16 protein-coding genes and 1 pseudogene are annotated in these 19,919 nt (G+C 69.1%); 9 read left to right on the top strand and 8 right to left on the bottom strand.

Going from position 1 to position 19,919, the window contains the following annotated elements; translation table 11 throughout:
- Window positions 1-2: 2 nt before the first annotated feature.
- Together ACAM54_RS05085 and ACAM54_RS05080 are read right to left on the bottom strand one after the other, a co-directional pair.
- Entirely contained in the window at window positions 3-1,256 is a 1,254-nt protein-coding gene (locus tag ACAM54_RS05085; protein WP_369650031.1) for an MFS transporter, read from the bottom strand.
- 105 nt (window positions 1,257-1,361) lie between these two features.
- Entirely contained in the window at window positions 1,362-1,496 is a 135-nt protein-coding gene (locus ACAM54_RS05080) for a hypothetical protein (protein ID WP_259347628.1), read from the bottom strand.
- A 159-nt stretch (window positions 1,497-1,655) separates the two neighbouring features.
- On the opposite strand from ACAM54_RS05080, the gene ACAM54_RS05075 reads away from it, so the two are divergent.
- Entirely contained in the window at window positions 1,656-2,216 is a 561-nt protein-coding gene (locus ACAM54_RS05075; RefSeq protein WP_369650030.1) for a phosphonate degradation HD-domain oxygenase, read from the top strand.
- 105 nt (window positions 2,217-2,321) lie between these two features.
- The gene (locus ACAM54_RS05070) at window positions 2,322-4,103 is read left to right on the top strand and encodes an ABC transporter ATP-binding protein/permease (protein ID WP_369650029.1); all 1,782 of its coding nucleotides are present in this window, start codon (window positions 2,322-2,324) and stop codon (window positions 4,101-4,103) included.
- Here the strand turns inward: ACAM54_RS05070 and queC are convergent.
- Window positions 4,100-4,813, bottom strand: a complete 714-nt coding sequence (gene queC / locus ACAM54_RS05065) for a 7-cyano-7-deazaguanine synthase QueC (RefSeq protein ID WP_192323080.1) — start codon at window positions 4,811-4,813, stop codon at window positions 4,100-4,102. The two genes, ACAM54_RS05070 and queC, sit on opposite strands and share 4 nt — an antisense overlap.
- Before the next feature lie 150 nt (window positions 4,814-4,963).
- On the opposite strand from queC, the gene ACAM54_RS05060 reads away from it, so the two are divergent.
- Window positions 4,964-6,070, top strand: a complete 1,107-nt coding sequence (locus ACAM54_RS05060) for an acyltransferase family protein (RefSeq protein WP_369650028.1) — start codon at window positions 4,964-4,966, stop codon at window positions 6,068-6,070.
- Window positions 6,071-6,080: 10 nt separating this feature from the next.
- Here the strand turns inward: ACAM54_RS05060 and ACAM54_RS05055 are convergent, their stop codons facing one another.
- Window positions 6,081-6,557 (bottom strand): DUF1854 domain-containing protein, encoded by a 477-nt coding sequence (locus ACAM54_RS05055; RefSeq protein ID WP_145740871.1) that lies wholly within the window; start codon window positions 6,555-6,557, stop codon window positions 6,081-6,083.
- Window positions 6,557-8,839: an ABC transporter ATP-binding protein gene (locus tag ACAM54_RS05050; protein WP_192323083.1), complete on the bottom strand. Its 2,283-nt coding sequence runs from the start codon at window positions 8,837-8,839 to the stop codon at window positions 6,557-6,559. The genes ACAM54_RS05055 and ACAM54_RS05050 overlap by 1 nt, the downstream gene beginning before the upstream one ends.
- 139 nt (window positions 8,840-8,978) lie before the next feature.
- Here ACAM54_RS05050 and cphA (ACAM54_RS05045) point away from each other — a divergent pair, with 139 nt between their 5' ends.
- The 5 genes from cphA (ACAM54_RS05045) (at window position 8,979) to ACAM54_RS05025 (ending at window position 15,395) form a co-directional block, all read left to right on the top strand.
- Window positions 8,979-11,225, top strand: a complete 2,247-nt coding sequence (cphA, locus tag ACAM54_RS05045; RefSeq protein ID WP_369650027.1) for a cyanophycin synthetase — start codon at window positions 8,979-8,981, stop codon at window positions 11,223-11,225.
- A gap of 15 nt (window positions 11,226-11,240) precedes the next feature.
- Entirely contained in the window at window positions 11,241-13,808 is a 2,568-nt protein-coding gene (gene cphA / locus ACAM54_RS05040; protein WP_192323085.1) for a cyanophycin synthetase, read from the top strand.
- A gap of 170 nt (window positions 13,809-13,978) precedes the next feature.
- Complete coding sequence (locus tag ACAM54_RS05035) at window positions 13,979-14,386, top strand: hypothetical protein (RefSeq protein ID WP_145740864.1); 408 nt, start codon at window positions 13,979-13,981, stop codon at window positions 14,384-14,386.
- 80 nt (window positions 14,387-14,466) lie between these two features.
- Window positions 14,467-14,976 (top strand): hypothetical protein, encoded by a 510-nt coding sequence (locus tag ACAM54_RS05030; RefSeq protein WP_145740862.1) that lies wholly within the window; start codon window positions 14,467-14,469, stop codon window positions 14,974-14,976.
- Window positions 14,977-15,140: 164 nt separating this feature from the next.
- Window positions 15,141-15,395 (top strand): hypothetical protein, encoded by a 255-nt coding sequence (locus tag ACAM54_RS05025; RefSeq protein ID WP_145740860.1) that lies wholly within the window; start codon window positions 15,141-15,143, stop codon window positions 15,393-15,395.
- 28 nt (window positions 15,396-15,423) lie between these two features.
- Here the strand turns inward: ACAM54_RS05025 and ACAM54_RS05020 are convergent, their stop codons facing one another.
- Window positions 15,424-16,203: an SDR family NAD(P)-dependent oxidoreductase gene (locus tag ACAM54_RS05020; RefSeq protein WP_145740858.1), complete on the bottom strand. Its 780-nt coding sequence runs from the start codon at window positions 16,201-16,203 to the stop codon at window positions 15,424-15,426.
- Window positions 16,204-16,322: 119 nt separating this feature from the next.
- Between ACAM54_RS05020 and ACAM54_RS05015 the strand changes: the two are divergent.
- Window positions 16,323-17,144, top strand: a pseudogene (locus tag ACAM54_RS05015) (LysR family transcriptional regulator); the annotation flags it as partial.
- Window positions 17,145-17,238: 94 nt separating this feature from the next.
- On the opposite strand, the gene ACAM54_RS05010 reads toward ACAM54_RS05015, so the two are convergent.
- Window positions 17,239-18,156: a dihydrodipicolinate synthase family protein gene (locus ACAM54_RS05010; protein WP_192323088.1), complete on the bottom strand. Its 918-nt coding sequence runs from the start codon at window positions 18,154-18,156 to the stop codon at window positions 17,239-17,241.
- Between the two features lie 6 nt (window positions 18,157-18,162).
- On the bottom strand, window positions 18,163-19,914 hold the full coding sequence (locus ACAM54_RS05005; RefSeq protein ID WP_369650026.1) for an IlvD/Edd family dehydratase: 1,752 nt from the start codon (window positions 19,912-19,914) through the stop codon (window positions 18,163-18,165).
- Window positions 19,915-19,919 lie beyond the last annotated feature (5 nt).

The following is a 19,919-nucleotide window of genomic DNA, read 5'->3' as shown; positions in this document are numbered from 1 at the left end:
AGCTACGCCGCGGCGGTGCGAAGCCGCAGATGCCGGACCCTGAACAGCAGCATCGCCGCGATGCTGACGTTCAGCAGGTTCCAGCCGATGCCGTTGAGGAACGCCGCGTGGTAGCTGCCGGTGAGGTCGAACACCTTGCCCGACATCCAGCCGCCCAGCGCCATGCCGAACAGCGTGAACATCAGCACCGTGCCCACGCGCGCGCCGGCCTCCTCGGGCGGGAAGTGCTCGCGCACGATGATCGCGTAGGACGGCACGATGCCGCCCTGGAACAGTCCGAACAGTGCCGAGATCACGTAGAGCGGCACCAGCCCGTCGAACGGCAGGAACAGCAGCAGCGCCACGCCCTGCAGCGCGCCGCCCAGCAGCAGCGTGCGCAGCCCGCCGATGCGGTCGCAGATCGCGCCCGACACCAGCCGGCTCACCACGCCGAAGCCCAGCATCAGCGACAGCATCTGCGCGCCCTGCGCCGCGCCGTAGCCGAGGTCGCCGCAGTAGGCCACGATGTGCACCTGCGGCATCGCCATGGCCACGCAGCAGGCCACGCCCGCCACGCACAGCAGGCCCTGGGCCGTGCCCGTGCTGAAACCGAAGGGCCGCGTCAGGTCGCGCCGCCGCGCGGCATGGCCGGCATGGCTGGCCGGCACGACGGCCAGTGCCGGTGGCCGCGCACGGAAGAAGAGCGCGAGCGCCGCCATCGCGAGGCCGCAGAAAAGGCCCATGCCGATGTAGGTCTGGCGCCAGCCGACCGTCTCGATGAAGTGCTGCGCGATCGGCGGCCAGATGGCGCCGGCCACGTAGTTGCCGCTCGCGCACACCGCCACCGCGATGCCGCGCCGCTTGACGAACCAGAGCGAAGTGTCCGCCACCAGCGGCGCAAAGGCCGCGGCGCTGCCGAGCAGGCCGACCAGCACGGCCTGCGCCGCGATGAAGGAAACGATGCCATCGGCCATGCCGCAGGCGACATAGCCCACGCCAAGGCTCAGCGCGCCGATCAGCAAGGGCCACATCACGCCGAAGCGGTCGGCCAGCCGCCCCATCAGCACGCCGCCCACGCCGAAGCCGAGCATCAGCAGCGTGTAGGGCAGCGAGGCGTCCGCGCGCGCGACGCCGAACTCGGCCTGCACGGCAGGCAGCATCACCGAGACCACGTACATGCCGCTGCTGCCGACCGTCATGACCAGCAGCGTGAGGCCGAGCCGCAGCATGGCGTAGCGCGAATCCGCCGCGTGGGCGCTTGTCTCGAAAGTCTTCATTGTTTTTTGCTCCGCGCCAAGGATATCGCCGGGCGCGGACATGCCAAGGCGAGCACGCGCAATGCCCGGCGGCGCATGGCCGCCCGCACGCCCGGGAGGGGCGAATCAGCCCGCGAACGGGACCGGCATCACGACATCGGCCGAAGCCTTCGGCACCGGGACGCCGGGCTTGGGCTTGTCGTTGCAGCCGGCCGCTACCAGGCCGATGCAGAGCAGAAGAACAAGGACTGTGCTTCTCATGCGGCGGATGCTATGCCCGCCTTCCCGCAAGTCAAGTCGGACGCCATGCCGACTGAGCGGTGCGCTGGTGCAGCGCCGCGGGCTTCGTCATGCCCCGGTCATCGGAATGCGCGAAGCTGCGTGCCCTCGCTCCGCGCATTCCGCCTTCGCCCCAGCTCCATGACACTCGACCTCGCCGAAATCGCCCGCCTGTTCGCCGAACGCGGCGGGGTCGCATATGCGGGCGAGCCGGTGTCGCAGCTCGAGCATGCGCTGCAGTGCGCATGGCTTGCGGAGCAGGCCGGCGCGGGCGATGCGCTGGTCACGGCATCGCTGCTGCACGACCTCGGACACCTCTTGATCGCCGAGCACCAGACGCTGTCGCGCTCGCCCACCGAACTGGGCATCGACGACCGCCACCAGTACATCGCCATGCCGCTCCTGCGCGGCGTCTTCGGCGCCGAGGTGCGCGAGCCGATCCGGCTGCACGTGGACGCCAAGCGCTATCTTTGCGCGACGCGGCCCGGCTACTTCGCGCGGCTTTCGCCCGATTCGGTACGCAGCCTCGCGCTGCAGGGCGGCGTGATGGACGACGAAGCGGCGCGGCGCTTTGCCGATCAGCGCTGGGCCGCGGATGCCGTGCGGCTGCGGCTGTGGGACGAGGAAGCGAAGGTGCAGGGACTCGAGACGCCGCCGCTCAAGCACTTCCTGGAGATCGCGGCGCGCATCATGCTGCGCTGAGCGCTTGCCGAGCATCCGGGCCGGTTCAGCCCTGCTTAAGGAACATTTGACTACCATCGATTCCTCACGATGTCCGGCGCACCCGCGCCCAGCGAGGAAACCTGCATGTCTTTATCCGTCACGGCGCGTGCCGCCACGTTCGCCCAGGTAGTGAAGCGCGTCTTCGCGCTTGCGGCGCCCTACTTCCGTTCCGAGGAAAAATGGCGCGCCCGCGCGATGCTGCTGGGCATCGTCGCGCTGAACCTGTTCTACGTGTACGTGGCGGTGCTGGGCAACCAGTGGTATGGGCGCTTCTACGACGGACTGCAGAACAAGGATTCGGCGGTTTTCTGGCGCGAGGTGGGCGTCTTCGGCTGGATCGCCTTCTTCAACATCGCGGTGCAGGTGCTCAAGTTCTATGTGACGCAGCTGCTGCAGCTGCGCTGGCGCAGCTGGATGACGCGCGACTACCTGTCGCGCTGGATGTCCGACCGCACCTTCTATCACCTCGAACTCGCGCGCTACGCGAACCAGGACGGCCAGGCGCCCGACAATCCCGACCAGCGGATCCAGGAGGACATGCAGATGTTCACCGACTACACGATGACGCTGTCAATGGGCCTCCTGAACGCCGTGGTCACGCTGGTGAGCTTCGTGGGCATCCTCTGGGGACTGTCGGGCAGCTTCGCGTTCTCGATGGGCGGCAGCAGCTACCAGATCGCGGGTGCGATGGTCTGGCTGGCGGTGGCCTATTGCGTGGTGGGCACGGCCATCACGCACTTCATCGGCCGCCCGCTGATCGGCACCAACTTCCGGCAGCAGCGCTTCGAAGCCGACTTCCGGCACCACCTGGTGCGGGTGCGCGAGTACAGCGAGGCGATTGCGCTGGACAAGGGCGAGAAGGTCGAGCACGGCCAGCTCGACCTGCGCTTCGGCAGCGTGCTGCGCAACTACCTGGTGCTCATCAAGCAGCAGAAGAACCTGATCACCTTCACCTCGTTCTTCGGGCAGGCGGCAGTGATCTTTCCGTTCCTGGTGGCCGCGCCGCGCTTCTTCAGCGGCGCCATCCAGCTCGGCCAGCTGATGCAGATCTCGTCGGCCTTCGGCAAGGTGCAGGATTCGCTGAGCTGGTTCGTCGACAACTACGACCGCGTGGCCGTCTGGCGCGCCACCACCGACCGCCTCACCAGCTTCGACGATGCGATGCGCGCGCACGCCGCGCGCAGCCAGTCGCTCGAGCGCGACGGCAGCGCGCCCGCGCTGCAGACCGGCGATCTCACGGTGGCGCTGCCCAACGGCACCTCGCTGCTGGCCGGTGCGGCGCTGGCGGTCCAGCCGGGCGACAGCGTGCTGCTGCAGGGGCCGTCGGGCAGCGGAAAGTCGACCCTGTTCCGCACCTTTGCCGGCATCTGGCCGTTCGCGCGCGGCCATGTGAAGGTGCCCGATGGCGCGGTGTTCATGCCGCAGCGTCCCTACGTGCCCGACGGCACCCTGCGCAATGCGCTGACCTATCCGAATCCGGCCGAGAACTACAGCGATGCCGAGCTGCGCCAGGCACTGGTCGACGCGCTGCTGCCCAACCTCGTGGACCGCCTCGACGACAGCGATGCCTGGAGCCAGAAGCTCTCGGGTGGCGAGCAGCAGCGGCTGTCCATCGCGCGCGTGCTGCTGAAGAAGCCGTCATGGCTCTTCGCCGACGAGATCACCAGCGCGCTCGATGCCGAGGCCGAGGGCGTGCTCTACAAGCGGCTCTCCGACCGCGTGAAGGCCGCGGGCGGCGCCATGGTGTCGATCGCGCACCGCGCGGCGGTGGGCGATTTCCACAACCAGCGCTGGACGCTGGTGCCCCAGCCCGAAGACCCACCGGCGGGCGGCGCGCGCTACCGGCTGGAAACGGCGGCTACCTAGGCCTCCTGGGGGCGCGAAGCATAGCGCTCCCAGCCCTTCTTGCGCAGCTCGCAGGCCGGGCACTCGCCGCAGCCATAGCCCCAGGCCTGGCGATGCGTGCGGTCGCCAAGGTAGCAGGTGTGGGTTTCTTCCACGATCAGGTCGACCAGCGGCTCGCCGCCCAGGCGGTGCGCCATCTGCCAGGTTTCGGCCTTGTCGATCCACATCAGCGGCGTCTCGATGACCAGGCGGCGCTCCAGCCCGAGCGAGAGCGCGAGCTGCATCGCCTTCATGGTGTCGTCGCGGCAGTCGGGGTAGCCGGAGAAGTCGGTCTCGCAGACGCCGGTGACGATCACCTGCAGCCCGCGCCGGTAGGCCAGCGCGCCGGCCAGGGTAAGGAACAGCAGGTTGCGCCCCGGCACGAAGGTGTTGGGCAGGCCGTCGGCCTGCATCTCGAAGGCGACTTCCTCCGTGAGCGAGGAGCCGCCGAGCTGGGCCAGCGCGGCCAGCGTGAGCACGTGGTCTTCGCCCAGGCGCGGCGCCCAGTCGGGAAAGCGCTCGCGCATCTTCGCGAGGATGGTGCCGCGCACGTCGAGCTCGACGCGGTGCCGCTGGCCATAGTCGAAGCCCAGCGTCTCGACGCGCTGGTACCTGGACAGCGCGTCCGCGAGGCAGGTGGTCGAATCCTGGCCGCCGGAGAACAGGACGAGGGCGGTGGTGTGCAGGGGCATGTCCGTCTCTTCAAAACCGCGATTTTCGCAGCCCTTGCGGCGCAGCGTGGCGCCGCACCAACAGCCGCGGCCGCCCGACCCTGCCGATGCACCACGAAAGTGCTATCTCGGGCAGAATCCGCGCGATTCGAAGGAGAGGCACCGCTCAACATGCGTGAACAAGGGTCGATCCACGGCCCCGACGATTACCTGGAGACCCGCAATTTCGCAGCACTCGATGGGCTGCGGGCGGTGGCCGTCTTCCTTGTTTTCGGGTTCCACTTCGGCGGGCCGCGCTGGGACAAGTTCTCGGGCTGGCTCGGCGTGCATGCCTTCTTCGTGCTTTCCGGCTTCCTGATCACCACGCTGCTGCTGCGCGAGCGCGATGCCACGGGCAGGGTGTCGCTCAAGGCGTTCTACATCCGGCGCGCGGCCCGGATCCTGCCGCTGTATTTTCTGGTCTACCTGCTGGTGCTCGCGCTGAGCTATGTTGCCCAGGGTGCGGCCTGGGAGCAGATGAAGGCGGCCACGCCCTACTACCTCACGCTGCTGAACGAGTTTGCCGGCTTCGCGCCGCTGCAGATGACCTGGACGCTGGGCATCGAGTGGAAGTACTACCTGGTGTGGCCGGCGCTGTTCGCGCTGTTCGGTTCCACGGCCGCCTCGCGCTTCGGAATCGCCGGATGCAGCCTCGCGCTGCTGGCGGCCGTCTGGATGACGGGCGCCCACCCGGCCGGATTCTCGCCCTGGCACTACCTTGGGATGCTGGTGGGCTCGATGGTGGCGATGGCGATGCACACGCGCCGGACCTTCCCATGGATGCGCGGCCTCATGACGCAGGCGGCCGCCATCGCCATTGCGCTGGCCCTGTTCCTGGTGCACCGCAAGTCGCTCACGATCAGCGCCCGCTTCGGCGAGCCGCAGCTCATCGCGGTGTACGTGGTGCTGGTGGGCCTGTGGCTGCCCTCGCTGGTTGCGGCGAACAGCTGGCTGCGCAGGCTTCTTTCGTCGCGCTTCATGCTGTTCGTGGGGCGCCGCTCGTACGCGATGTACCTGGTGCAGTACCTGGCAGCGCAGGCCGTGATCGGCATCTCGCCCACCACGGTGGCGGGGGCAACGCTGCTGTTCGCGTCCTTCGGCGCGGCGCTGGTTGTCTCCGATTTTCTCTACCGCCGGTTCGAGAAGCCGATCACCGAGTGGGGCCACCGCCAGGCCCGCGCGGCCACGCAGCCGGCACCTGCATTGCCGGCCGCACCGGGCAGCGCGGCCTCGGCCTGAACGGGGCGGTCTAGAGAAAGCGCTCCAGCAGTTTGCGCGAGGCACGGTCGAGCGCCTTGACGTCGGGAATGCGGAACTGGACGCCGTGCGCGCTGGCGATCAGCAGTGCGCCGCCTTCGAGGCGGCGGATGTCTTCCTCGGCCTTGAGCACGAAGCTGGTGTCGCCGCGGTCGGTGCTCACGGTCCAGGTGCTGGGCACGCCGAAGCTCGACACGCGGTGCAGTTTCAGCAGCGTGGGCGCGAAGTCGCGCACCGCGAGTTCCTGTTCGAGCAGCGCGCTGATCTGTGGAGGCAGCGCTTCGAGGCGGTCGATCCAGACCAGTTCGCGCCCATCGCTGCCGACCAGCGACACGCCCTCGCCGGGCGCGCTGAGCGGAAAGGCGCGCACGGGCGTCACGCCCTCGTGGCGCTCGCCCTCGGCATCGGTCAGCACCAGGCGGCCGAAGGCATCGCGCTCGAGATCGAAAGTGGGAATGGTGTCGCTCATCATGCTTCTCCGGCCGGGTGGGCCGCGTGGCTGATGGCCAGCGGCAGCTGTGCGCCGGCGCGTTCGTCGACGGCGCCTTCGCTCGCCTCCTCGTCGGCCTGGCGCAGCTGCGCCTGGTAGAGCCGCCAGTAGGCGCCCTGCCTGGCCATCAGGTCGTCGTGCGGACCGACCTCGACCACCTCGCCGCGGTCCATGACCACCAGCCGGTCGGCCTTGCGCAGCGTCGACAGGCGGTGCGCGATGGCAATGGTGGTGCGGCCCTGCACGAGGTTGTCGAGCGCCTTCTGGATTTCCTTCTCGGTCTCGGTATCCACCGCCGAAGTGGCCTCGTCGAGGATCAGGATGCGCGGATCGATGAGCAGCGCGCGCGCAATGCTGATGCGCTGGCGCTCGCCGCCTGACAGCCCCTGGCCGCGCTCGCCCACGAGCGAATCGTAGCCGTGCGGCAGGCGAAGGATGAAGTCGTGCGCATGCGCGGCCCGCGCGGCGGCCACCACTTCGGCGCGCGTGGCGTCGGGCTTGCCGTAGGCGATGTTCTGCGCAATGGTGCCGAAAAAGAGAAACGGCTCCTGCAGCACCAGCCCGACATGGCGCCGGTAGTCGGCCACGGCGAAGCGGCGGATGTCGGTGCCGTCGACCTTGATGGCGCCGTCGGTCACGTCGTAGAAGCGGCAGATCAGGTTGACCAGCGTGCTCTTGCCCGAGCCGCTGTGGCCCACGAGGCCGATCATCTCGCCGGGCTCGATGGTCAGGTCGAGGTCGTGGATCACGGCGCGCGAGCCGTAGCGAAAGCCCAGCCCGCTCATCTCGATGCGGCCCTGCACGCGCTCGATCTTCACCGGGTTGGCGGGCTCGGGCACGTTGCTCACGTGGTCGAGGATGTCGAAGATGCGCTTGGCGCCGGCCGCCGCCTTCTGCGTGACCGAGACGATGCGGCTCATCGAGTCGAGCCGCGTGTAGAAGCGGCCGATGTAGGCAATGAAGGCCGTGAGCACGCCCACCGTGATGCTGCCGCGCGCCACCTGCCAGATGCCGAAGCCCCAGACCACGAGCAGGCCGATCTCGGTCAGCAGCGAGACGGTGGGCGTGAACAGCGACCAGGTGCGGTTGAGCTTGTCGTTGACCTGCAGGTTGTAGGCGTTGGCCACGCGGAAGCGCTCGGCTTCGCGGCGCTCCTGCGCAAAAGCCTTGACCACGCGGATGCCCGGGATGGTGTCGGCCAGCACGTTGGTCACCTCGGACCACACGCGGTCGATCTTCTCGAAGCCGGTGCGCAGCCGGTCGCGCACCACGTGGATCATCCAGGCGATGAAGGGCAGCGGCACCAGCGTGACCACGGCCAGCAGCGGATTGATGGAGACCAGGATGACCGCGGTCATCACGATCATCAGCACGTCGTTCGCAAAGTCGAGCGCATGCAGCGAGAGGAACACGTTGATGCGGTCGGTTTCCGAGCCGATGCGCGCCATCAGGTCGCCGGTGCGCTTGCCGCCGAAATAGTCGAGCGGCAGGGTCAGCAGATGCTCGTAGGTGGTGGTGCGCAGGTCGGCGCCGATGCGCTCCGACACCAGCGCCAGCAGGTAGGTGCGCGCCCAGCCCAGGCCCCAGCCGACCAGCGCCGCGCCCAGCAGGCCGCTCAGGTAGAGCCCGACGCGGGCCGGGTCGATCTTCTGCCCGTTCTGGAACGGAATCAGGATGTCGTCCATCAGCGGGATGGTCAGGTAGGGCGGCACCAGCGTCGCGGCCGTGGAGACGAGCGTCAGCAGGAAGCCGGCGATCAGCTGCTTGCGGTAGGGCTTGGCGAAGCGGCCCAGCCGCAGCAGCACCCAGGTCGACGGCGGCGTCTGGAGCTCGGCGTCGGGCGAGGCCAGCTCGTCGCCATCGGGCTCGGCTGTCGCCTCCGCGACAGTGCCGTTCTCGCGCTGGCCGAAGAGCTTGAGCAGCCGCAGCGCGGCCGGCTGGCTGGCCAGCGTGTAGCGCCAGCGCGCGAGGCGGCCTTCGGCGCCCACCAGGTCGAGCGTTCCTACGCCCGAATGATCGCTCAGATGGAGGCGGAGCGATGAATCTGATAGTGTCCACTCACACCACTGGCCGTCCGGTTGCAGCGCCAGCAGCCGCCGGTCGGTGAGGGCCACGAGCCCAAAGGTAAACAGAAGTTCATCGTCAAGGTCAACCGGCAGTGTGACCAGAACGTTTTCCGCGGCTGCGAGCCGGCTTTTCAGCGCGTCTGAGGCCGTCTCGATTTCGCCCTCCCGGGTGCCGACTGGATCGTGATGTTGCATTGTGTTTCTTTGACTCTTGCCCGTCGCGGGCCTCAGGGACCGCGCCATGGCGTCCTTTGTCGGGCGCCGATTCTGACCGATTGCCATGGGCGCGCTTGAAGGCGCCGCGGTGCTCGGCCAAAGCACATCGAACGTTTGCATGACCCGTTTCGACGACATCCGCCTGCTGCGCATCAACTATTTGCGCGGTCCTAACCTCTGGACCTACCGGCCCGTGCTGGAAGTCTGGCTCGACCTGGGCCAGCTGGAGGACTACCCTTCCAACAAGATCGACGGCTTCACCGACCGGCTCACGGCCCTGCTGCCGGCGCTCATCGAGCACCACTGCGGCGTGGGCGAGCGCGGCGGCTTCATCCAGCGGCTGACCGAAGGCACCTGGTCGGGCCACGTGCTCGAACACGTGGTGATCGAGCTCCTGAACCTGGCCGGCATGCCGACCGGCTTCGGGCAAACCCGCAGCACCTCGGAGCACGGCGTCTACCGCATGGTGTTCCGCGCGCGCGACGAGCAGGTGGCCCGCGTGGCGCTGGCCGAGGGTCACCGCCTGCTGATGGCGGCCATCAACAACGACCCGTTCACTTCGGCCGACGTGCAGAAGGCGGTCGATGCGGTCAAGGCCAAGGTCGAGGACTGCTACCTGGGCCCGAGCACCGCGGCCATCGTGTCGGCCGCCACCGACCGCGGCATTCCGCACATCCGTCTCAACAGCGGCAACCTGGTGCAGCTGGGCTACGGCGCCAACCAGCAGCGCATCTGGACCGCCGAAACCGACTACACCAGCGCCATCGGCGAATCGATCGCCAGCGACAAGGAGCTCACCAAGTCGCTGCTCGCGAGCTGCGGCGTGCCGGTGCCCGAGGGGCAGGTGGTGGCCAGCGCCGAGGAAGCCTGGGAAGCGGCCGAAGACATCGGCCTGCCGGTGGCCGTGAAGCCTTCGGATGCCAACCACGGGCGCGGCGTCTCGCTCGAGCTGACGACCCGCGAGGAAGTCATGGCCGCCTTCGCGGTGGCCGAGCCCGAAGGCAGCGACGTGATGGTCGAGCGCTTCATCCGCGGCCACGAACACCGCCTGCTGGTGGTGGGCGGTGAAGTGGTGGCGGCCGCGCGCGGAGAGATCATCACCGTGACCGGTGACGGCAAGAGCACCGTCGCCGAGCTGATCGAGAAACAGCTCAACAGCGATCCGCGCCGCGGCGCCGAAGAGGAATACCCGCTCGACCTGATCGTGCTCGACACCGACGCCAAGCTGCAGCTCGAACTGAAGCGCCAGGAACTCGACGGCGCCTCGGTGCCGGCCGCCGGCCGCGTGGTCACGATCCAGCGCAACGGCAACATGGCCAACGACTGCACCGACCAGGTCCACCCTGAAGTCGCGCATGCCGCCGTGCTGGCTGCGCGCGTGGTGGGCCTCGACATCGCGGGCATCGACCTGGTGGCGCAGGACATCGGCAAGCCGCTCGGCCCGCAGCGCGGCGCCATCGTCGAAGTGAATGCCGGCCCCGGCCTCTTGATGCACCTGAAGCCGGCCGTGGGCTCGCCGCGCCCGGTGGGGCGCGCGATCTGCGACCACCTGTTCCCGGGCGATGCGCCGGGCCGCATCCCCGTGATCGGCGTGGCCGGCTCGCGCGACACCGCGGTGCTCGCGCGCCTGGTCGCCTGGCTCATCAACCTGGGCGGGCGCCACACGGGCCTGGCCTGCCGCGACGGCCTGTTCCTGGAGCGCCGCCGCGTCGATGCGCGCGACAGCGCCAACTGGGAGGCCGGCCGCCGCCTGCTGGTGAACCGCGCGGTGGAAGCCGTGGTGATCGAGAACGGCGCCGAGACCATCCTGCGCGACGGCCTGGCCTACGACCGCTGCGAGATCGGCATCGTGACCGACCTCGAAGGCGCCGAGGCGCTGGCCGACTACGACATCACCGAGAGCGACCAGATGGTCAAGGTGCTGCGCACGCAGGTCGACGTGGTGCTGGGCGAAGGCACCGCGGTGCTGAACGCGGGCGATCCGCGCGTGGCGGGCCTGGCGCCGCTGTGCGACGGCGCCGTCATCCTCTATGCGGCCGATCCGCAGGCTGCCGCGCTCGCCGCGCACCAGGCCGCCGGCGGCAAGGCCGTGCTGGTGCGGCAGGACCGCGTGGTGCTGGCCAACGGCAGCAGCGAATCCTTCCTGCCCGGCCTCGGCCGGCTGACCGTCTGGCGCGCCACGCACGTGGGTGTCAGCCTGGAAAGCCTGCTGGCCGCGGTGGCCGCGGCCTGGGCGCTGGGCATTCCGCTGAACCTCATCGGCGCTGGCGTCGAGGCCTTCGAGGCCGACCTGCAGGCGGCGCTGGCCTCGCTGCAGCTGTCGCAGACCCAGCCGCTCTCGTCCCCCCAACTGCAACTCGCCTGAAGCGCACCGCCGCCCATGAAAGTCACCCGTATCCGCGCCCTGCGCGGCCCCAACCTCTGGAGCCGCCACACCGCCATCGAAGCGGTGGTTGCCTGCGAAGGCGACGAGAACGCCATCAGCCGCCTGCCGGGCTTCGAAGCCCGCCTGCGCGCACGGTTTCCCACCATCGGCGAGCTGCATCCCATGGTGCTGGGCCAGCCGCTGGCACTGGCGCATGTGCTCGAGAACGCCGCCGTGGCGCTGCAGGCCCAGGCCGGCTGCGCAGTCAACTTCGGCCACACCTCGCCCACCGTGGAAGACGGCGTCTACCAGGTCGTGTTCCAGTACAGCGAAGAGGCCGTGGGCCGCCGCGCGATCGAACTGGCCGAACAGCTGATCGCGGCCGCGCAGGCCGACACCGCCTTCGACGCCGCCGCCGCCATCACCGAGCTGCGCGACCTCGACGAGTCCGAGCGCCTCGGCCCGAGCACCGGCTCCATCGTCGATGCCGCCGTGGCGCGCGGCATTCCCTACCGCCGGCTGACCAGCGGCAGCCTGGTGCAGTTCGGCTGGGGTTCCAAGCAGCGCCGCATCCAGGCGGCCGAGGTCGACAGCACCAGCGGCGTGGCCGAATCGATCGCGCAGGACAAGGAACTCACCAAGCAGCTGCTCAACGCCGCCGGCGTGCCGGTGCCGCTGGGCCGCCCGGTTTCCGATGCGCAAGACGGCTGGGCCGCGGCCATGGACATCGGCCTGCCGGTGGTGGTGAAGCCGCAGGACGGCAACCAGGGCAAGGGCGTCACGGTCAACATCACGACCGAGGAGCAGCTCACGGCCGCCTACGACTCGGCCGCCGTGTACGGCGAGGTCATGGTCGAGAAATTCCTGCCCGGCTTCGACTTCCGCCTGCTGGTGGTGGGCGACCGCCTCGTGGCCGCCGCGCGGCGCGATCCGCCGCACGTGATCGGCGACGGCAGCGCCTCCGTGCGCCAGCTGGTGGAGGCAGTGAACCTCGACCCGCGCCGCGGCGAAGGCCATGCCACCTCGCTCACCAAGATCCGCCTGGACGACATTGCCATCGGCCGCCTCGAGGCCCAGGGCCTCACGCCCGACAGCGTGCCCGCGCGCGGCCAGCGCGTGGTGCTGCGCAACAACGCCAACCTGTCCACCGGCGGCACCGCCACCGACGTGACCGACACCGTGCACCCCGAAGTGGCCGCGCGCGCGGTCGATGCGGCGCAGATGGTCGGGCTGCACATCTGCGGCGTCGACATGGTCTGCGAGAACGTGCTGCGCCCGCTCGAGGAACAGCACGGCGGCGTGGTCGAGGTCAATGCCGCGCCCGGCCTGCGCATGCACATCTCGCCCTCGTTCGGCCGCGGCCGCGCGGTGGGCGAGGCCGTCATGGACACCCTCTTCGCGCACGGCGACGACGGCCGCATCCCGGTGGTGGCCGTCACCGGCACCAACGGCAAGACCACCACGGCGCGCCTCATCAACCACCTGCTCGCCTCGAGCGGCCTGCGCACCGGCATGACCAACACCGACGGCGTGTACGTCGACGGCCGCCAGACGGACAGCGGCGACTGCAGCGGACCCAAGAGCGCGCGCAACGTGCTGATGCACCCCGACGTGGATGCGGCCGTGTTCGAAGTCGCGCGCGGCGGCATCCTGCGCGAGGGCCTCGGCTTCGACCGTTGCCAGGTGGCCGTGGTCACCAACATCGGCAGCGGCGACCACCTGGGCCTGAACTACATCACCACCGTCGAAGACCTCGCGGTGCTCAAGCGCGTGATCGTGCGCAACGTCGCGCCCGACGGCTATGCAGTGCTCAATGCGGCCGACGTCAACGTCGCCGCCATGGCCGCGGGCTGCCCGGGCCACGTGATCTTCTTCACCGCCGACCGCCAGCATCCGGTGATGGCCACGCACCGCGCGCAGGGCAAGCGCACCGTCTATGTGGACCAGGACACGCTGGTGGCCGCCGAGGGCTCCTGGCGCGAGCGCATCGCGCTGCGCGACGTGCCGATCACGCGCGGCGGCACCATCGGCTTCCAGGTCGACAACGTGATGGCGGCCGTGGCCGCCGCATGGGCCGTGGGCCTGGACTGGGACACCATCCGCAGCGGCCTCGCGAGCTTCATGAACGACGCGGCCGGGGTGCCGGGGCGCTTCAATGTCATGGACTACCGCGGCGCCACCGTGATCGCCGACTACGGCCACAACACCGACGCCATGCGCGCACTGGTCTCGGCCGTGGACACCATGCCGGCCAACAAGCGCTCGGTGGTGATCAGCGGCGCGGGCGACCGGCGCGATTCCGACATCCGCGACCAGACCGCCATCCTCGGCCAGGCCTTCGACGACGTGATCCTGTACCAGGACGCGGCCCAGCGCGGCCGCGCCGATGGCGAGGTGATGGCGCTGCTGCGCCAGGGCCTGCAGGGCGCGGCGCGCACGCGCTACATCGACGAGATCCGCGGCGAATTCGTCGCCATCGACACCGCACTGGCGCGCCTGCAGCCCGGCGACCTGTCGCTGATCCTGGTCGACCAGGTCGAGGAAGCGCTCGCGCACCTCGCGCAGCGCATCGCGGCGGGCTGACACGCACCGGACCGGCCGCGCGCCGGCCCATGCCGGACACGTCCCACACGCAGGGGCGAGTCCGGCCGGGGCTGCTGTCTGTGCCGTCCCACACCCCGCACGGCCTGCACCGGACCACACTGCATGTCCGGTCGCGCTTTCGGAGGGCGCGCCCTAACCAGGAGCACCCGATGACAACAACAGTTCGTTCCACCCTTTGTGCTGCCGCGCTTCTTGCAGCAAGCGGTTTGCTGGTGCCAGGCGCATCGTTCGCGCAGGCGCCCGGCACGGCCGCGCGCGCGCAGCAGGAGCGCGCCACCTGCGACGGCGTGCAGCAGGACCGCGCGGCGTGCCTGCGCGAGGCTGCCGCTGCGCGCCAGGAAGCGGGGCGCAATGGCCTCACGAGCGCCAGCCCCGGCCGCTACGACGCCAACGCGATGGCGCGCTGCCGCGAACAGCCCGCGGCCGACCGCGCCGACTGCGAGGCCCGCCTGCAGGGCGGCGCGCGCACCAGCACCGAAGGCAGCGTGATGGGCGGCGGCGTCATCCGCGAAACAGTGACCCCGCTGCCGGCGCAGCCGGCCGCACCCACGCGCTGATGGACATCGGCCGCGCGGAACCCGAGGCGGCCCACCCCGTCCAACAGTTTCATGTCTCAGGTCACTCCAAGGAGCACCCCATGAACAGCACCACCCGTTCGATGATTGCCGCCCTGATTGCCGTGGGCGGCCTGGCCGCCGCCACCTCGGCCCCGGCCCAGTCGCGCCGCGGCGACTCCACCTACCAGCAGGAACTCGCGGTCTGCGGCCACAACCAGCAGGACCGCGCGGCCTGCATCCGCGAGGCCGGCGCCGCGCGTCAGGAAGCTGCGCGCGGCGGCTTGACCAGCGCACCCGACTACCAGCGCAATGCCCTCGCGCGCTGCGGACTCCAGCCACCGGCCGATCGCGCGGACTGCGAGGCCCGCGTGATGGGCGGCAGCGGCAACACCCGCGGCAATGTGGATGGCAGCGTGATGGGCGGCGGCGTGATCCGCGAATCGGTCACCACCGTCGTCATGCCGGCGCCCGCTGCTGCGATGCCGGCGCCGATGCCCGCGCCTTCGCGGGTTCCGCCACCGGCCATTGCACCCATCGCGCCCATGGAGCCGATGCCCATGCCGGCCCCGATGCCGGCGCCGACACGCTGAAGCTCGCTGCCCGGCGGCGTCCCCGCTGCCCGGACCGGGCGGCGGCGGACGCGTGCACCACGCCCGTCAAGGGCAATGACCCTCGCTTGTCACACGACTGTCATAAAGCACGAGGGCGTGCTAGCTATAGTTCTCGGTCTCTGCCTACCGAGGAACACTATCCCATGAATGCCATCAAGGTCGCTCGCCGATTCATAGAAACGGACCCGGCCAACGAGTCGGCCAAGATCCTGGCGCAGCTCGTGTTGGCGCTCGAATCCGAACGCAGCTTCGAGCTGGTCAGGCTCTACAGCCTCGACTACAAGAGCTTCGAGCTCGCCATGGACATCCTGAAGGAATGGCGGCTCGACCGCTATTACGCGAGCAAGTCGAAGCTGTTCGACCTGTCTCTGCAAGTGAGCGAGCTCGAGAAGAGCTGAACCCCAACCTGCCGGGTGCGCCGCACGCTCAGACCAGCATCCCTCCGGATGCTTCGATGCGCTGGGCATTCACCCAGCGATTGCCCTCCCCCAGCAAGCCCGCGATCACTCCGCCGATATCGTCGGGCTGGCCTGCGCGCCCAAGCGCGGTGAAACCCGCCACCATCGCGTTCACCTGCGGGTTGTCACGCACCATGCCTCCACTGAAGTCGGTTTCGATCGCACCCGGCGCAATCGTGTTGGCCGCAATGCCGCGCGCGCCGAGTTCCTTCGCAAGGTAGCGCGTGAGCGTTTCCACGCCGCCCTTCATCGCGGCATAGGCAGACGCACCGGCCATGGAAAACCGGGTGAGCCCGGACGACACATTGACGATGCGTCCGCCGTCGTTGATGAGCGGCAGCAGTTTCTGCGTGAGGAAGTACGGGCCCTTCAAGTGCACGTTGAAGAGCATGTCGAACTGGGCTTCTGTCGTGTCCTCGAAGTTCGCATGCAGGCCCACGCCGGCGTTGTTCACCAGGAAGTCGAAGCGCTCGCGCTGCCAGGTGGCAGCCAGCGTCGCCTTCACCGAGTCCGCGAACGCCGCGAAGGCCGTGCTGTCGCCGACGTCGAGCCGGAGCGCGACGGCACGGCGCCCCTTCGCCTCGATCTCCGACACCACCGCCTGCGCGCTGGCTTCGTTCGACACATAGGTCAGGATCACGTCGACGCCATCGGCGGCGAGCGCCAGCGCGGCACTGCGGCCGAGGCCCCGGCTGCCGCCGGTGATAAGTGCGATGCGGGAGGGATGAGAGGTGTTGGAAGCGGTCATTTCAAAGTCCTTGGTGGTTCATCGGTAGATCGATGGATGGACTTTAAAAATTACCGGCAGAAAGATAAATTCCGCCAAACTACGCACACTGTTATCCGAAAAAGAAACAATCAGCCGCCATGATCATCGACGAACTGCGCATCTTCTCGAAGGTGGCCGAACTCGCGAGCTTCAGCCGGGCCGCGGACCAGCTCGGCCTGACCCGCGCGCGCGTCTCGGTGGCCGTGCAACAGCTCGAAGAACGCCTGGGAACGCGGCTCCTGCAGCGCACGACGCGCAGCGTGCGGCTCACGGAAGACGGCGCGCGCTTCCTCGACCGCTGCAAGGACTACCTCGCCGAAGGCGAGCAACTGGCCACCATGTTCCGCTCGAACATCGGCGGCCTCACGGGGCGCCTGCGCATCGACCTGCCGGCCACCGTGGCGCGCGACCTCGTCATTCCGCGGCTGCCCGAATTCCTCGCGCGGCATCCCGCGCTGGAGATCGGCATCAGCACGACCGACCGCCGCGTCGATCTCGTGAACGAGGGCTTCGACTGCGTGCTGCGCGTGGGCGTGCTGGGCGATTCCGAACTCGTCGCCAGGCCCCTCGGTTTCATGCGGATGGCAAATGCCGCGAGCCCGGCCTACCTGCAGACGCACGGCACGCCGCAGACGCTCGCCGACCTCGCGCAGCACCGCATCGTGCACTTCGCACAGACCCTCTCGCCGAACGACGCAGGTTGGGAATACTTCGACGCGGCCCAGGGCCGCTACCGGATGAAGCCGATGCGCTCCATCGTCACGGTGAACGGCACCGACGCCTACAACGCCGCGGCAGTCGCGGGCCTCGGGCTGATCCAGGCGCCGATCGGCGGCCTCCTGCCGTGCTTTGCGGCCGGCTCGCTCATGCAGGTGATGCCGGCGTTCACCGCCCGCGCGATGCCGGTGTCGCTGGTGTACGTCAACCGGCGCCACCTCGCGCCGCGCGTGCTCGCCGTGATGAACTGGCTGACCGAGATCCTCGCGCCCTACTTCGTCGAGGACGGCGAACCGGCTATCTCCCCCAGCGCAGCACCAGCGGATCCAGCCGCTTCGCCGTCTCGATCAGGCCGGCACGCGTCTCGGGGTGCATCGCCGGCAATGGATGGCGCGGTGCCTCGCAAGCGATCACGCCGCCCTCCTTCATGAGCGACTTGCAGGCCAGCAGGCCCGCCTGGCGGTTCTCGTAGTTGATGAGCGGCAGCCATTGCTGGTAGAGCGCGAAGGCCTTGTCGCGGTCGCCCGCGCGGTGCGCCTCGATGATCGGCCGGATGCCGTCGGGATAGCCGCCGCCCGTCATCGAGCCGGTGGCGCCGGCATCGAGGTCGGGCATCAGCGTGATGGCCTCCTCGCCGTCCCACGGGCCTTCGATGGCATCGCCGCCAAGGCGGATCAGCTCGCGCAGCTTGGATGCGGCACCGGCCGTCTCGATCTTGAAATACGCGACGTGCTCGATCTCCCTGGCCATGCGCGCGAGAAACGGAGCCGACAGCAGCGTGCCGCTTGCCGGCGCGTCCTGGATCATGATCGGAATGCTCACCGCATCGGAGAGGCCGGCATAGAACTCGAAGATCTGCGGCTCCGGCACCCGGAAGGTGGCGCCGTGGTAGGGCGGCATCACCATCAGCATGGCGGCGCCCATGTCCTGCGCGCGCCGGCTGCGTTCGGCGCAGACGCGGGTGCTGTAGTGGGTGGTGGTGACGATCACCGGCACGCGGCCCGCCACATGCTCGAGCACCGTGCGCGTGAGCACCTCGCGCTCCTCGTCGGAGAGCACGAACTGCTCGGAGAAGTTGGCAAGGATGCACAGGCCGTCGGAGCCCGCGTCGATCATGAAGTCGACGCAGCGCTTCTGGCTCTCGAGGTCGAGCGCGCCCTGTTCGGTGAAGGTGGTCGGCACCACCGGGAAGATGCCGCGGTATCTGGGGGTCATGATGGATCAGTGTGAATGGCGGGGAACGGCGGAGCCTCTGCAGCCCACCAGAAAATCGAAGTCGCAGCCTTCATCGGCCTGCAGCACGTGGTTGACGTAGAGCTTCTGGTAGCCGCCGCCGCGCGTGCTCATGGGCTGCGCATCGACGCTGGTCAGCGAAGCCAGGCGCGAGGCCAGTTCTTCATCGCTGATGTCGAGGTGCAGGCGGCCCGCATCGCAGTCGAGCTCGATCCAGTCGCCGTCGCGCACCGCCGCGAGCGGTCCGCCGTCGGCCGCCTCGGGCGCGACGTGCAGCACCACCGTGCCGTAGGCCGTGCCGCTCATGCGCGCATCCGAGATGCGCACCATGTCCTTGATGCCTTGCCGCAGCAGCTTGGGCGGCAGGCCCATGTTGCCGACCTCGGCCATGCCGGGGTAGCCCTTGGGACCGCAGTTCTTCATCACGAGCACCGAGCTCGCATCGACCTCGAGGCTCTCGTCGACGATGCGCTCCTTGTAGTGCTCCAGGTTCTCGAACACCACCGCGCGGCCGCGGTGCTTGAGCAGTTCGGGCGATGCCGCCGAAGGCTTGAGCACCGCGCCGCGCGGCGACAGGTTGCCGCGCAGGATGCGGATGCCGCCGTCGGCGATCAGCGGCTTGTCGAGCGGGCGGATCACCTCGTCGTTGAGGCTCGGCGCCTCGCGCACGTTGTCCCAGATCGACTGGCCATTGACGGTGAGCGCGCCGGGGTGCGGCAGCAGGCCGCTCTCGCCCAGGCGCCGCAGCACCGCGGGCAGGCCGCCCGCGTAGTAGAACTCCTCCATCAGGAAGCGGCCCGAGGGCAGCAGGTCGACGATGGTCGGCGTGTTGCTGCCGATGCGCGTCCAGTCTTCCAGCTCGAGGTCGACGCCGATGCGCCCCGCGATGGCCTTCAGGTGGATCACCGCATTGGTCGATCCGCCGATGGCGGCGTTGACGCGAATGGCGTTCTCGAAAGCCTCGCGCGTGAGGATCTTCGACAGCGTGAGCCCCTCCTTCGCCATCTCGACCGCGCGCATGCCCGACATCTGCGCGAGCACGTAGCGCCGCGCGTCGACCGCCGGAATGGCCGCGTTGTGCGGCAGCGAGGTGCCCAGCGCCTCGGCCATGCAGGCCATGGTCGAGGCCGTGCCCATGGTGTTGCAGGTGCCGGCCGAACGCGACATGCCGCCTTCGGCCGAGAGGAACTGGTGCAGGTTGATCTCGCCGGCCTTGAGCGATTCGTGCAGCTGCCACACGGCCGTGCCCGAGCCGATGTCCTTGCCCTCGAGCTTGCCGTTGAGCATCGGTCCGCCCGTGACCACGATGGCCGGGATGTCGCAGCTCGCGGCGCCCATCAGCAATGCCGGCGTGGTCTTGTCGCAGCCCGTGAGCAGCACCACCGCATCGACCGGGTTGCCGCGGATGGCCTCCTCCACGTCCATGCTCGCGAGGTTGCGCGTGAGCATGGCGGTGGGCCGCAGGTTCGATTCGCCGTTGGAGAACACCGGAAACTCGACCGGGAAGCCGCCCGCCTCCGAGATGCCGCGCTTCACGTGCTCGGCGATCTTGCGGAAGTGCGCGTTGCAGGGCGTGAGCTCCGACCAGGTGTTGCAAATGCCGATGATCGGCCGGCCGTCGAACTCGTGGTCCGGTATGCCCTGGTTCTTCATCCAGCTGCGGTACATGAAGCCGTTCTTGTCGGCCGAGCCGAACCATTCGGTCGAGCGCAGCTTCTTCTTGGGGGTTGGGTCCGGCATGCGGA

This window comes from Variovorax sp. V93, from assembly GCF_041154485.1.
Classification (GTDB): Bacteria; Pseudomonadota; Gammaproteobacteria; order Burkholderiales; family Burkholderiaceae_C; genus Variovorax; species Variovorax beijingensis_A.
This window is presented reverse-complemented; position numbering and strand designations above follow the sequence as displayed.